This is a genomic window from Paenibacillus sp. FSL R7-0652, assembly GCF_038595045.1.
Classification (GTDB): domain Bacteria; phylum Bacillota; class Bacilli; order Paenibacillales; family Paenibacillaceae; genus Paenibacillus.
Map to the genome: position 1 here is coordinate 3,831,275 of NZ_CP152001.1, position 13,139 is coordinate 3,844,413.

Genomic DNA, 13,139 nt, shown 5'->3' on the forward strand with positions numbered 1-13,139 from the left:
GTACAGAGCCTGAAATGCAGGTTCTCACGCATCACCTGTTCCTGTTTCAGGATGATCCAATTGAGACATAAGAAGCTCCAGTTCCTGCTGCTCCAAATGTCTCCATTCACCCCTTTTCAACCGCTCATCCAGTGTAATGTTCATAATTCGAATGCGCTCGAGCTTCAATACTCTGTACCCCAATGCTTTACACATTCGGCGTATTTGCAAATTAAGCCCCTGCGTCAAAACAATTCGAAAGACATTCTCGCTTTGCCTGTATACTTCACACGGTTTAGTCACCACGTTAAGGATTCCCACACCTTGCGACATGGATTGTACAAATGCATCGGTAATCGGCTTGTCCACCGTGACGACATATTCTTTCTCATGATGGTGCTCCGAACGCATCATTTTGTTCACGATGTCTCCGTTATTCGTAAGTAAAATTAACCCCTCGGATGCTTTATCCAGACGGCCGACTGCAAAAATTCGAGCAGGATAATTCACATACTGAATAATGTTTCCCTCAACATGCGCAGCTGCAGTGCAGGTAATGCCAGCAGGTTTGTTCAGAACGATGTATACCATGTCCGGATGCCGCTGCGGAATCTTCTTGCCGTCCATGAGTACAACGTCTCCCGGTTCGACCATATCTCCCTTTACACATACCCTGCCGTTAATTGTAATTCTTCCCGCCGCGATCCGCCGAGTCGTTTCCCTTCGGGAGCAGTACCCTGTCTCGCTTATGTATTTATTGATTAACATCTTGCATCGCTCGCTTCTTATCGATATTGAATACTGGACTTTATCTTCTCATGGATTAGAGGATGACGCAATAAAGTAATAAGGTACATTTCAAACACAAAACCTGGATCAAGAAAGCATGGTTAACATAAACGCTCCCTTCGCCAAACTTTAACATAATTTTACAATAAAAAGCTTGTACATTTCCAGAATTATGGTATAAGTGATATATAAAATAAACATTTATTTCAATTTATAAAATTTATATCCATTCAGGAGGCGGATCCATTGAGACGAATATTCGCTTTGAGCTGCGGTTTCTATCTGTTAATCGGCATCACTAGTGTTGTATTGGGCGCGCTTCTGCCTGTTTTACTGCCTTATTACGAACGCGGCTACAGTGACGGAGGATTTTTGCTGTTTTTGCAGTTTCTCGGGTTTCTTGTCGGTGTAGTGGTGTCTCCTTCTTTGACAGTCAGAATGGGTCGAAAGTGGATGCTCGCACTGGCATTGGTCTGCATTACTGCCGCTTATCTGCTGCTCGGATGGTTGCCCTCCTGGAGCATTGTGCTGCTGTTGACCATTATTGTGGGGTTCGGCTCAGGTATAATTGAACCTTCCGTAGGTGCCTTCACCATTGAATTCACCGAAAATCAGAAGGCAGTTGCGATGTCCAAGCTGGATGTGTTTTTCGCGCTGGGTGCTCTTCTCATTCCCGCGGCGGCCGCTCTGTTCATCTGGCTGGACCAGTGGCACTTGACGTTTTTTGCGGTGGCCGTCTCCTCCCTGATCCTTATACTTCTATGGGTCACCATGCCTCAAGCTGCTGCACAATACCTGGAGCAGGCCGGAGAAAATACGACTGCCCGAGGAACAAACAAAGCCAGCTATTCCAAAAAACATCTGGGGCTGCTCACCATTTTTATTGTCTTCTTCTTTGTTTATATGGGACTAGAGCTTGGATTAATGAATTTCCTGCCCTCCATTCTGGTGGAACGTCTGGAACTAAACGAATCTGTCGCATCCCTGAGTGTCTCGATTCTGTGGATTGCCATGATTGTTGGACGGCTGTTCTCAGGCAAAATTGCAGAGGCAGTTCACTACATGCCTTTCCTGATCTGGAGCACCGTCGGCACACTGCTGTTTACCGTCTCTATGATATTTGTATCCGGCCAATGGGTAACGTATGTGCTGATATTCGGCACTGGACTCTTTATGTCTGGACTATTCTGCATCGCCCTGGTGTATGCGAATGTGCTGATTCCCGGCATGACGGAAAAGACAACCAGTATCCTCATTGCAGCAGGCGGGATCGGTGGTGCAGTGCTGCAGTACCTTACAGGATGGAGCATGAGTGCTTGGCCAGTCGCCGGCACCATCATCATTTTGGCGGGTTTCTGCCTGCTATTACTGCTTACGTTAATGCTGTCTCATCTATGGAACATTCGAAATAACAGTTTGGGCGCTGCCTTCACGCAGCATACCAAAGAGGTCTGACCTGATCGGCTCATAGACCTCATGTCTTGAAAGGGGGGATGTCCCGCACCATCCGGAATGGATTCGTATTGTTCACTCAGCTTATACACCACTATATTGGAGGAAATCGCATGCAAACTTTAACCAATAGCCGCTTCACAGTCGGAAAAGGGATTAAGTTGATTGACGATTCAGGTGTGGAATACCTCGACGGCGTCTCGGGCACGTTTAATCTGTCACTGGGTTATAATCACCCGCATGTAGTCCGTAAAATTCAGGAACAAGTCGGCAATCTTACGCATATGTCCTCCTCCTTCACCGAACCTTACGTCAATGAAGTGCTGGATCACTTGATTGAATATGCTCCAAATGATATTGATGCCGGATGGATGCGGGATATTACCGGATCCACAGCCAATGAATGTGCTGTAAAGATAGCTCAAAAGTATACAGGTGCATCAGACATCATCAGCCTGTACCTTTCTCATCATGGACAGACCCAGTTTGCAACCGGCATTTCGGGTAATGCCTTCAGACGCAAGCGTTTCCCTAACTCTTCAGCTCCAAATGCGGTCCATGTACCCGCTCCGTATTGTTACCGTTGTCCATTTCAAAGTGAAAGCAGCGAATGCGGATATCAATGCGTTGAAGCAATCTCGGATGCGATTGAATACAGCAGCTCCGGTTCGATTGCCTGTATGATTATTGAACCCATTCTCGGAAATGGTGGCAACATCGTCCCACCACCAGGATATTTCAAACGTATTCGAAAACTATGTGATGAGCACAGCATGCTTCTTATCGCCGATGAAGTCCAGACGGGTATTGGACGAACAGGTATGATGTTCGCCAGCGAACTGTTCGATATCCGTCCTGACATTATTACGCTAGCCAAAGGTCTTGGCGGTATTGGTGTGCCCACAGCTGCTGTGCTGATGCAATCAAGGTTGAATGTGCTGGAAAAACATGAGCATTCATTCACCTCGGGGAGCAATCTGATCTCGGTTACCGCTGCCAAATCTACGCTGGAGGTTGTATCTGAACCTGGTTTTCTGGATGCGGTAAAACGGAAGGGGCTGCTTCTTGGAGGACTGCTGCAGGAGCTGGCTTTGAAGTATCCAATCATTGGTGAAGCTCGCGGTGTTGGACTTATGTGGGGACTCGAAATTGTAGGTGACCAGAATAAACCGGATACGCCGAAAACCAATGCGATCATTGACCGCGCTTTTACAGACCAGCATCTGATCCTGCGCAGTTCCCGGTACGGTTTTGGCAATGTAGTTAAAGTCCGTCCTTCCCTGACTACGACGGAGGATGAACTTGTCGAGATTGTGTACCGATTGGATTCCGTGCTGGCCAGCGTTCATTAAATATGGAGAGCAAATATATCAGGCATACGAACAGGGTTTACAAAGCAAACGAGCAGTGACTACAAAGAATGAGCAGTAACTACACACCAATAAGGAGGTTTTATCATGCTTGCATTAGTATATAAATCGGCATGGGATGTCGCACTGGAGGAACGACCTGCGCCTGAAATTACCAGAGACAACCAAGTACTCGTTCGCATAAAAGCAACCGGGGTATGCGGTACGGACCTGGGCATCGTCAGCGGAAAATATCATGCTGTCCCTTCTGTCATTCTCGGTCATGAGTCAGCAGGCGAGGTTATTGCTGTTGGAACAGCCGTCACCACCCTGCAGCCAGGGGACCGTGTTGTAATTGATCCTACGTATTACTGCGGCCAATGCGATATGTGCAGAACCGGCAGACAAAATCACTGCACTCATAAATCCGTTACGGAAACAGGGGTAAGTGCAGATGGTACGTTCACGGATTATTACGTGACAGAAGATCGTTTTTTATACAAATTAAAAGATCATGTAAGTTATGAAGAAGCAACGTTAACCGAGCCGTTAAGCTGCATGCTGACAGGCATTAACCAGATTAACCTGCTTCCGAATTTCAGAACGATTATTATCGGGGCCGGGCCAATCGGCATTTTGTACAGCTGTGCGCTTGCTTCCAAAGGTGTAACCGGAAGTCTTGTCGACATCTCCGCAGAACGTCTGGCGATTGCGGGCTCCATCGCGCCCGATCGTTGGCAGGTGCATTCTACTTTTGAACAAGCCATTGCAGACATGGCTCCTGTAACCGGACAAGTAGATATGATTGTAGACACGACGGGAGTTGTAGGCACTCAGGTATTATCCCAACTCGCAAGCGGCGGCTATCTGATGCTCGTTGGTTTGCGGGATGGAAATACCTCCTTTAACCCCAAGGAAGTAGTGGATCGAAGTCTCAAAATTATCGGTTCCATTGATTCTCTTGGGACCTTTGCCACAGCACATTATATGATTGAAGAACAGATCATTCCCGCCAAAAAGATCATTACGCATGCCTTCCCGCTGGAAGATTACGAAGAAGCTTTCCGCACGCTCGGTTGTGATATCCAGGGACGAACTTTACAACCCTCTTCTCATGCTATCAAGGTTGTGCTGCAGTCGGGTGTAGGAGGATCGGCGTATGAAGGCACATGAAAAAACAATCGAACTAGGTACACTGCAGGAGAATCCCATTCAGGCGGTCATTTTTGATATGGATGGTGTTCTGATTGATAGTGAACCGATCTATTTCGAGATCGAGCGGAGTTCATTTGAACATTTTGGCGCTGACGTGACCATAGAAGATCATCATTCTTTTGTCGGCGTCACCCTTGAATCCATGTGGCAGCAGGTCATCGACAAATACCAGCTCCATACTCCGCTGGACGAGATTCTCGCGTATCATCAGCACCATGTGATGGAGACAATGCATGCCCACCCGGAACTTACAGCCATGCCCGGTGTAGAACATTGGGTTCAATGGCTTCATGAGCAGCGCATCCCTATTGCCGTTGCCTCTTCTTCCCCCCGGGCATTAATCGATCTTATTATGAATAAAACTGGGCTTGGGCGATACCTCGAAATGCGAATAACTGGCGAGGAGGTAGCTCATGGCAAACCTGCACCGGATATTTTTCTTGCTGTCGCTGAACTCATTGGTGTATCGCCGGTGAATTGTCTGGTTATCGAAGATTCGCGGAACGGCGTTCAGGCCGCCAAAAGTGCAGGGATGCGCTGTATCGGCTGCGTCAACCCCGGATCAGGCAATCAAAATCTGTTCAAAGCCGATGTGCAGATTTCCAGTTATGACGAGCTATGGACGCTTAAAGATCATTTGCCCTTTGAAAGTGCTGCTCTACCGAGTTTCTCCAAGACAACTTCTGAGTAACACAGTTCAAACGAGACTGTCCTTAAAAACACATCATTCAAGATTATAATAACGAAACGTCTAAACGGGACAAAGCAGCAGTTTATCCTGCCTTGTCCCGTTTTCGTTTTTCCGTCATTGCCTTTTGTCAGTGGATTTCAAGATACCTCCACCCACATCCATAGGCACTTCCAATTTTTAAGTTCTGTTCAATCCGGCTTCAAATTTAATTCCTTCCAATTACCCTTCCAATAATATATAAATATGAAGACGGATGCGCCCGCAAACCCGATCGGGAAACAAAACCATATCGAATCAAACCCATAGTTTTCGCCAAAATAGACTGCAAGTGGATTTCGGATGATGATCATCGAAATAAAGGAAATAATCATGGGTACCAGGGTAGCTCCAGCAGAGCGAACCACGCCGACTATAACACTAAAAATACCATATATCATAAATGACCAAAGAGTTATAGCATTTATTTGCATTCCTAATTCAATAGCCTTCCCTTCAGAAGGTAAAAACAGGGCAAGTGCTTCTCTATTAAAACCATACAGCAGTAAAACCAATAAACCGGTCATCACGATATTGAAGACAATCCCCGCCCAAGCGATACGAGTTATTCTCTCCCACATTCCTGCTCCGATACATTGTGCAGCCATGAAGGTCACCGCTCCCCCGATAGCTAAAGCCGGCAATTGTACATAGTTGGAAATCTGATTGGCCGCTGCAAATGCCGCAACGGCCTCAGATCCAAACGTATTGACCAGCTTGATTAGCAATACATTGCTCGCCGAAACAATGACCATATTGAGTCCCATGGGGAGCCCCTTTAATAAAGCAAAACGGATAATGCTAACGTCCATACGCAGCAAATGCAAATCGTCTTTCGTGATGCGCAAAAAATTTTTTTTAACGTACAGATGGATTAGAAGTAGGATAAAGCTAATCATTTGAGCTAGAAAGGTTGCCGTTGCCGAGCCAGCAATACCCATCTCCGGGAATGGACCTATTCCTTTAATCAGCAGCGGATTCATCACAATATCCATTCCGACGGAAACTAACAAGTAGTAGACGGGTGTCTTAGAATTGCCGGAGCCGCGTAAGATGGCCATAACCAGACTAAATCCGAACAGGAATGGAACACCAGCGAAAATAATTCGCATATACGTATTGGCCATCTCTAAAATATCTGTAGGGGTGCCTATCCAGTTCATAATTAAATGCGTAAAGAAGATTCCAGATAGAGAAATTATAAGTGACAAGATTAAGAAGAAAGTTACACTGGTGCCGACTACTTTTTTGGCTTGATCAACTCTCTGGGCACCGAGATGCTGACCCATCAGAATGACAAAGGCCATTGCGAGCCCAAAAATAGCACTAATGAGAAAAAACATGATCATAAATCCATTCGATGCTGCTGCAAGTGCTTGTTCGCCAAGCAATTTACCGATAAAAATCGAGTTAATGGAACCATTTAAAGACTGTAGAACATTACCTAACAAGATTGGAATTGAGAACAAGAACAACTTTTTAAAAATAGAACCTTCCGTCAGCAAGGTCGGCTGATCATTTTGGACCGCTGTAGGACGCATATGGAGTCTCCTTTAGGACAAGCATCATCATTTTCGCTTTTCGACCTTCATTTTAATACCATCCTTGGGACGCATCGTCAATAGCGGCTCAGGCACGGGAATTGTGTCGTCCACCATTCGGAGACGATACCGCTGTCCTATAGTCGCAAGGATCAGAACGGCTTCCATCATCGCAAAATGATTACCGATACAAACCCGTGGCCCTCCGCCAAACGGAAAATAAGCATACTGAGGAATTCGTTTAAGAAAATCGCCGCTAAATCGCTCCGGAGTAAATTCTTCAGGGTTTTCAAAATATCTGGGGTCCCGATGCACCGCATACTGGCTCATAAAAACGATATCACCTGGGAACAGGCGTTGATTGGCTATTTCGACTTCCTCAACTGTTTTGCGTACGATAATCCATGCGACAGGATAAAGCCGCATCGATTCCTGAATAATTTGCGTTGTATAGGTAAGCTTTCGCACATCCTCATAGACTGGCTTTCTTCCTTCGAGGATGGTTTCCAGCTCTGCCCAAAACTTTTCCTCCACCTCGGGATGCTGCGATAACAGATACCAAGTCCACGATAATGTATGAGCCGTGGTTTCATGACCAGCGAGTAAGATGGTCATCACCTGATCGCGCAGCTCTTGATCGGACATGCCTTGTCCTTCTTCATCTTTCGCGGAGAGGAGTACAGAAAGTAAGTCGCTTCGGTCGTTCTCTGATTCCTTTTTTCTCTGATCTATTATGGAAAAAGTAATATCATTCAGTAGTTTTAGTGATTGCTTTACCTCATTGTTTTTGGAGGTTGGCAGCATCTTAGGAACCCTTACGAGCGCCTTTGTGCTTGCTATAACACGTTCGTAGGCCTCTCTGATTTTTTCTTGACGATTCTGAATATGGGTTCCGAACATCGTTTTCGTAATGACATTCAGAGTCAGTTTCATCATATCATCACTTATCGAACGTTCTTCCCCATCCCTCCACTCCTCAATAAGTTCTGTCGTATCCTCAACCATCTGCTCAGCATAAACTTTTAGTTTTTGTGATGTAAAATGGGGTTGAATCAGCTTACGCTGCTTCCGATGAATCTGTCCCTCACTGGTAAGCAGGCCGTCTCCGATCAGAATTTTCGCTTTCTCCAACCCTCTTCCTTTATGAAAACTTGCATGTTTTGTAACCAACACCTCATGAATATAATTAGGATGATACATAATATATCCTTTTTGAACAGGGCCAAAGCGTACTTTAACCATATCTCCCTGTTCTCTAAATTTCGTAAAAAATTTCAATCGGTCTTCTCTGAAAGCAGTCAAATCACCAAGCAGCCAAGATTTAAGCGTTGTCATATATAAAAACTCCTCTACTCCACATTTGTCCAATACCTACAGCATCAGAAATTGCTGCGTAATTTCATCAAATAAAGCAGTGAACTTAATACAATATGAATAAAACCTCCGAAAATAACAAAAGAGATGTAGTAAAACAATGTCATTGGATGAACTAAACTAACAACTAGAACACAGCCGAACAATGAATCAACCTGATCCAAAACAATAAAACCAATTCCCCCCAAGCTCTTTTTGCTTTTGCCTGGCTGTATATTGATTCTTCTTTTCAGAAAACTATTCGGCAGTTCGAAAATGCCGTAAGCCAGTCCGAGAAGCACACCTACTATGAAATTATAAAAAACACTATTTTCGTAGTGCGAATACAGCAGCACGTACTTTTCCAAAGCGGGAATCTGGCTTGAAATCCCTCCCCAAGCAATACAACAGATGGAACTAAAAAACACCATACCCCAGAAACCTCTCCAGGTTTTATTCGCTCCAAATAATCGATTCCCATCTTTTAATGTAATCTGATTATCAATGGGCTTGTTTAAGGTCTGAAACAGAGAAGTTTTTAAGAAAAACATATTTAGTATGGTCGCAACAATAATAGGCACCGAAGTAGCCAGCATGCTTAACATAGACTCATTCCTTTACAAGAAATTTAGTCGACAAACTTATGTAAGTCGGGTCGTTTCAGCTTTGCTTAGCTTCAAAGCTATTTGAATCCGATGCGGAGAGAAGCTGCAAAATAACTTCCTCTGGATCTTTTTGAATAATGTCTGAGCCGATCATTTTTTCGAGCAGCGATACATCTGCCGAATGAGAGAATGCACCAAGTTCCAGTATCGTCGCAGCTTTATCTATCATCTTTAGGCCGCTCTTCTTCAACAAACTGGGTAAGCCCTTGGGAACCGGGACATAGAATTGACGCTTGTAACCAAACACCTTTTGAAAAACGGAGTGAAGCTGCTTCAAGGGCAAAGGATTTCGATAGCCGATATTTAAAGGACTTTGCAAATAAATCCCCTCAGCAGCCTTCTGAAATAAAACATCCGTGAGCCTTGTAATGATCTTGGCGTAATCATGAACTTCAATATAAGTGGATAATTGACTACCACTACCCACATTTAAGTGATGATTGTAGGCTTTAATCAGAGTTGGCAGCGTATAAGCATCATCTTTACCGATGATAAATCTTGGACGCAGAACAAAGGCGCTTCTCCCACGCTTCTCCATCTCATTTAAAATGATAGTTTCCGCTTTGGCCCGCGAAACAGCCAGCGGAGTTTCAGGATTGGTAATGGTCAGCTCATTAGCATTTAATAAGTTCCCTTGTCCGTAAACGGAAAATGAACTTCCGTAAATAACCCCTGCGGTCGATTTAGGCAAAGCGTACATCAGATTACGCGTTCCAGTGACATTTATCTCCCCAAATCCGCTCCCGTCCGTATCCCTATTTTTTGTACCGAAGTGGATTACAATATTGGGCTTGTTCGTAAACAACTGGTCCGGCACATCTGGAAGTGAGCCAATGACCGGCGTAACATTGGGCAGTTTAGGCAAATTCGTCTTGTCCCTAACAAGCGCTCGGATTTCCAGCTTTCCGCCACTTGATCGGTTTAGCTGCTCTATCGTTTTCCGTCCTACGAATCCGGTTCCTCCGATCATGATGACGGCAAACTCTTCATATGATATTGCGATACAAAAAACCTCCCGTACAACGTTTAATAGTAACCAATTAGACTAAATCGCTTACCAAATTACCGGGATTAACCTATAGACCGTCGATTTGGCATAAGCTGCATAATATTTATTTTTGAACAATTGTTTTTCCTCGACCCTGATTCGGTATATTGCGTTCAAATACCACAAAATGAGACCAATCAGTGAAAATGTGTTAAACAACACGACAACTAGACCAGTATGAATGATCAGCGTCCCCATATAAGAGGGATGCCTTATAATTTTATAAGGCCCTGTTGTTATTGGTTTACCTACCAGCTCCCTAATCCTGTGGGAATAGGCGGAGCCAATCGCCTTGATGGAAGCTGCTCTCAGAATAATACCAAGGCAAATGAGGCCATAACCCACACACCAGGAGACAGCATGAATAGAAGATGAGGCAGCTAACGCACCTACAAGCATAAAATTTTTGATGATGCCCGCCAATTCCAGCGTGCTTTTATCTTTCTTTTCATCCTCCTTCTTTAACTCAGATAACGTAATTCTCACCTCCCAGGCGGACCAAAGAATATACGTGGAAACCATTACCAAAAACATAACTTTTTCCTCAAATGTGTTCAACTTATAAAAAAGGTACACCACAAATGAACCGCCCAATAAATAGCCCGTAATTGTAAAGATTAATGGAACCACAGATGAGAAGCTTTTGATCTTCATCTGTACATTCACCCCCCGCACAATGATTTTTAATTTACCACGTAGATTTTGCTAGGCACTTTATGCCTTGACAAAAATGTTCTGCAATGACTTTTGAGGTCTTTTTCTGTGATTTGTTTCTGCCGCTCCACTTTGACGTACAAATAGACAAGCTCCCCAAACTTGTCATTCTCCCGAACGATGGCTCTCGCTTCAATGACCCCACTATAATTTGTGACTGCCTGTTCAATTTCCGATAAATCGACCATCTTAGACGTAACCTTTGTAAACGGATATTTTCTGCCGACAAAATGAAGGAAACCATCCTGGTCCAAATAACCTAAATCCCCCGTGTAAATACCTCCCTGTTGAAAAAAATTCTCTGTCTCCGCTTTTTTACCGTAATAACCCTCCGCAATCGTTTTCCCTTTAATCATGATCTCCCCTACTTCGCCCGTTGGGAGCAGCATCCCGTCATAATTAACAATCGAAATCGTCGTATACTCACTAATCGGGGAACCAATGGTGCCAAAACACACTTTCTTTTTATGATTGAACGTAATGGGGAAGGTTTCTGTTAGACCATAGCCCTGATAAACCTTTAGGCCGAGGCTTTTATATATCGCTTTTTGAAGCCCTTCATTGAGATAACTTCCGCCTGAGATTATTTCCAACCTGGGGTCAAGCTTGTCTTTATGTCCTTCATTATCCAATGCAGCTTCATTAGCCAGCTTTTTCAACAACAGCGGAACCAAACACACCAAAGTAACATCATTGTTTGCCAGAAGACTCAATATGTTTTTTTTGGGCAGATCCTTACAAACGAGCATTTTGGAACCGTTGGATAACGGGAAAACAACAGACGTTGAAATCCCGTATATTGGATAGAAAGGGAGGCCAATTAAGTTGACAGACCCTGGTTCTTGCGGGTAAATCGTGCAAGCCTGCTCCAAAAACAAAGCATACTCATGATAGGTATGACGTACCTGAAGCGGATATCCGAATCCTTTATATGTAAAATGACAGCTAATTATTGTATCTCTTTCCGGGGCTTCCAATGGTATCGGAGAACGGGGCAAATCGGAAAAAATTATTTTTTCAAAGATAGAATCAGTACGGATATCGTCAAAAGAATCTGTCGTCATAACAAATCGCAAGCCCGGATTATAAAGTAGTTGGTCCCTGCGGGCAAAATGTTTACTCGACGTAACAATTCCATCCGGATCGAATTGCTCAATGATTTGGTTCAGTTCATAATCTGTCGCTTTTGTGTCATAAAACGCAGAAATAACCCCTGTTGAAGCTAATGCATAAAAACTAAAGATAAATTCAATTTCTTCCGCCAAAAAAATTAAAATTTTGTCGCCCGATTTGATATCCAGCGCTGCAAAGTATCCCTTCCACACTTCTATTTGCCGAAGGCATTCACGATAAGTGTATTTAATATCCGTTCCCTCTTCCTCATAAGCCGTAAAATCCGGATAAGACTCAGCCATGAACTTGAACTTTTCAATGAAATTATAATCACTCTGCAATTTGGACATCATCTACAACCCTCACTCCTTGTCGATTGTCTCATTCTCTCTGGCTAATCGGTGCCGATTGAGTCCACTCGTTTATACCTGAAAAGGCAATAAAAATATCCGATTAATAAGAACGAACTTGTCATCATGATCATGCTGGTCCATTGCCCTGCTGTCCATTGCAATGCGTACCTCGGTGAATCCCCTCGTAAGTATTCCAACATAAATCTACCAAATGCATACAGGAAGCAGTACGAAAGAAACCGAACGCCAGTCGGCAGTTTCCAATGCCGGACAATGAGCAGCATTGTGAAAATGATCAAATCCCATTGCCCCTCCCAAACCTCCGCTGGCCAGAGCGGCTGCGAACCGTATTGGTCGTATGCCATCGTACCTTCTGGATAAACAATTCCATAACCAGTATTCGTTGGAGATCCAAAAGCATCCCCGTTCAAAAAGCAGGCAATTCGCCCCAATGCTTGTCCAAGTACCAACGCTGGAGAAAGATGATCAGCAAACCCCCAGAATGAAAGCTTCTTTCGACTCGAATAGAGAGCGATCCCAACTGCTCCGCCGATGATCGCTCCAATAATCGAGATACCCCCGTTCCAAATCAACGGAATTTCCTGCCAATGCTTGGAGTAGTAATCCCATTGGAAGAAAAACACATGCCAAATGCGCGCCCCAATTAAAGCCGAGATAAGCGCATAAAAGAGTGAATTTGCCATATGTTCCTCATAGATCGTATTCTTGGTGAAAGAAACGGCAGCACCATACGCTAGCAAGACAGACAAAGCAACGATAACTCCGTAAGAATGAATGCTGTAGCCGCCAATTTCGAATAAGATTACTTTCATCGTAAATC

General features: G+C 44.3%; 12 protein-coding genes. 4 read left to right on the forward strand and 8 right to left on the reverse strand.

The annotated features are described in order from the left end of the window. Window positions 1-24 precede the first annotated feature (24 nt). Entirely contained in the window at window positions 25-747 is a 723-nt protein-coding gene (locus MKY97_RS16980) for a pseudouridine synthase (protein WP_342551508.1), read from the reverse strand. A 267-nt stretch (window positions 748-1,014) separates the two neighbouring features. On the opposite strand from MKY97_RS16980, the gene MKY97_RS16985 reads away from it, so the two are divergent. The 4 genes from MKY97_RS16985 to MKY97_RS17000 all read left to right on the forward strand — a co-directional run bounded on the left by MKY97_RS16985 (window position 1,015) and on the right by MKY97_RS17000 (window position 5,475). Beyond that, window positions 1,015-2,223 carry an MFS transporter gene (locus tag MKY97_RS16985; RefSeq protein WP_342551509.1) on the forward strand — a complete coding sequence of 403 codons (1,209 nt, stop codon included), beginning with the start codon at window positions 1,015-1,017 and terminating at the stop codon, window positions 2,221-2,223. A 110-nt stretch (window positions 2,224-2,333) separates the two neighbouring features. After that, the gene (locus MKY97_RS16990) at window positions 2,334-3,572 is read left to right on the forward strand and encodes an aminotransferase class III-fold pyridoxal phosphate-dependent enzyme (protein WP_342551510.1); all 1,239 of its coding nucleotides are present in this window, start codon (window positions 2,334-2,336) and stop codon (window positions 3,570-3,572) included. 105 nt (window positions 3,573-3,677) lie between these two features. Then, window positions 3,678-4,742: an alcohol dehydrogenase catalytic domain-containing protein gene (locus tag MKY97_RS16995; RefSeq protein WP_342551511.1), complete on the forward strand. Its 1,065-nt coding sequence runs from the start codon at window positions 3,678-3,680 to the stop codon at window positions 4,740-4,742. After that, window positions 4,729-5,475: an HAD family phosphatase gene (locus MKY97_RS17000; RefSeq protein ID WP_342551512.1), complete on the forward strand. Its 747-nt coding sequence runs from the start codon at window positions 4,729-4,731 to the stop codon at window positions 5,473-5,475. Before MKY97_RS16995 ends, MKY97_RS17000 begins: the two co-directional genes overlap by 14 nt. A 188-nt stretch (window positions 5,476-5,663) precedes the next feature. Here the strand turns inward: MKY97_RS17000 and MKY97_RS17005 are convergent, their stop codons facing one another. The 7 genes from MKY97_RS17005 to lgt form a co-directional block, all read right to left on the reverse strand. Beyond that, on the reverse strand, window positions 5,664-7,052 hold the full coding sequence (locus MKY97_RS17005) for an MATE family efflux transporter (protein ID WP_342551513.1): 1,389 nt from the start codon (window positions 7,050-7,052) through the stop codon (window positions 5,664-5,666). 27 nt (window positions 7,053-7,079) lie between these two features. Then, window positions 7,080-8,387, reverse strand: coding sequence for a cytochrome P450 (locus tag MKY97_RS17010; protein ID WP_342551514.1), 1,308 nt, complete (start codon window positions 8,385-8,387; stop codon window positions 7,080-7,082). 44 nt (window positions 8,388-8,431) lie between these two features. Next, on the reverse strand, window positions 8,432-9,010 hold the full coding sequence (locus MKY97_RS17015) for a CDP-archaeol synthase (RefSeq protein WP_342551515.1): 579 nt from the start codon (window positions 9,008-9,010) through the stop codon (window positions 8,432-8,434). A gap of 55 nt (window positions 9,011-9,065) precedes the next feature. After that, window positions 9,066-10,040, reverse strand: coding sequence for an NAD(P)-dependent oxidoreductase (locus MKY97_RS17020; protein ID WP_342551516.1), 975 nt, complete (start codon window positions 10,038-10,040; stop codon window positions 9,066-9,068). A gap of 84 nt (window positions 10,041-10,124) precedes the next feature. Beyond that, window positions 10,125-10,772, reverse strand: a complete 648-nt coding sequence (locus MKY97_RS17025) for an isoprenylcysteine carboxylmethyltransferase family protein (RefSeq protein ID WP_342551517.1) — start codon at window positions 10,770-10,772, stop codon at window positions 10,125-10,127. A 29-nt stretch (window positions 10,773-10,801) separates the two neighbouring features. Continuing rightward, window positions 10,802-12,298, reverse strand: coding sequence for a class I adenylate-forming enzyme family protein (locus MKY97_RS17030; protein WP_342551518.1), 1,497 nt, complete (start codon window positions 12,296-12,298; stop codon window positions 10,802-10,804). A 41-nt stretch (window positions 12,299-12,339) separates the two neighbouring features. After that, entirely contained in the window at window positions 12,340-13,131 is a 792-nt protein-coding gene (gene lgt / locus MKY97_RS17035; protein WP_342551519.1) for a prolipoprotein diacylglyceryl transferase, read from the reverse strand. Window positions 13,132-13,139 lie beyond the last annotated feature (8 nt).

What these genes read in the sequence shown, in the direction of transcription:
- MKY97_RS16980 (WP_342551508.1), bottom strand. Translation starts at nt 747, where the DNA reads ATGTTAATCAATAAATACATAAGCGAGACAGGGTACTGCTCCCGAAGG.
- MKY97_RS16990 (WP_342551510.1), top strand. Translation starts at nt 2,334, where the DNA reads ATGCAAACTTTAACCAATAGCCGCTTCACAGTCGGAAAAGGGATTAAG.
- MKY97_RS16995 (WP_342551511.1), top strand. Translation starts at nt 3,678, where the DNA reads ATGCTTGCATTAGTATATAAATCGGCATGGGATGTCGCACTGGAGGAA.
- MKY97_RS17000 (WP_342551512.1), top strand. Translation starts at nt 4,729, where the DNA reads ATGAAGGCACATGAAAAAACAATCGAACTAGGTACACTGCAGGAGAAT.
- MKY97_RS17005 (WP_342551513.1), bottom strand. Translation starts at nt 7,052, where the DNA reads ATGCGTCCTACAGCGGTCCAAAATGATCAGCCGACCTTGCTGACGGAA.
- MKY97_RS17010 (WP_342551514.1), bottom strand. Translation starts at nt 8,387, where the DNA reads ATGACAACGCTTAAATCTTGGCTGCTTGGTGATTTGACTGCTTTCAGA.
- MKY97_RS17015 (WP_342551515.1), bottom strand. Translation starts at nt 9,010, where the DNA reads ATGTTAAGCATGCTGGCTACTTCGGTGCCTATTATTGTTGCGACCATA.
- MKY97_RS17020 (WP_342551516.1), bottom strand. Translation starts at nt 10,040, where the DNA reads ATGATCGGAGGAACCGGATTCGTAGGACGGAAAACGATAGAGCAGCTA.
- MKY97_RS17025 (WP_342551517.1), bottom strand. Translation starts at nt 10,772, where the DNA reads ATGAAGATCAAAAGCTTCTCATCTGTGGTTCCATTAATCTTTACAATT.
- MKY97_RS17030 (WP_342551518.1), bottom strand. Translation starts at nt 12,298, where the DNA reads ATGATGTCCAAATTGCAGAGTGATTATAATTTCATTGAAAAGTTCAAG.
- lgt (WP_342551519.1), bottom strand. Translation starts at nt 13,131, where the DNA reads ATGAAAGTAATCTTATTCGAAATTGGCGGCTACAGCATTCATTCTTAC.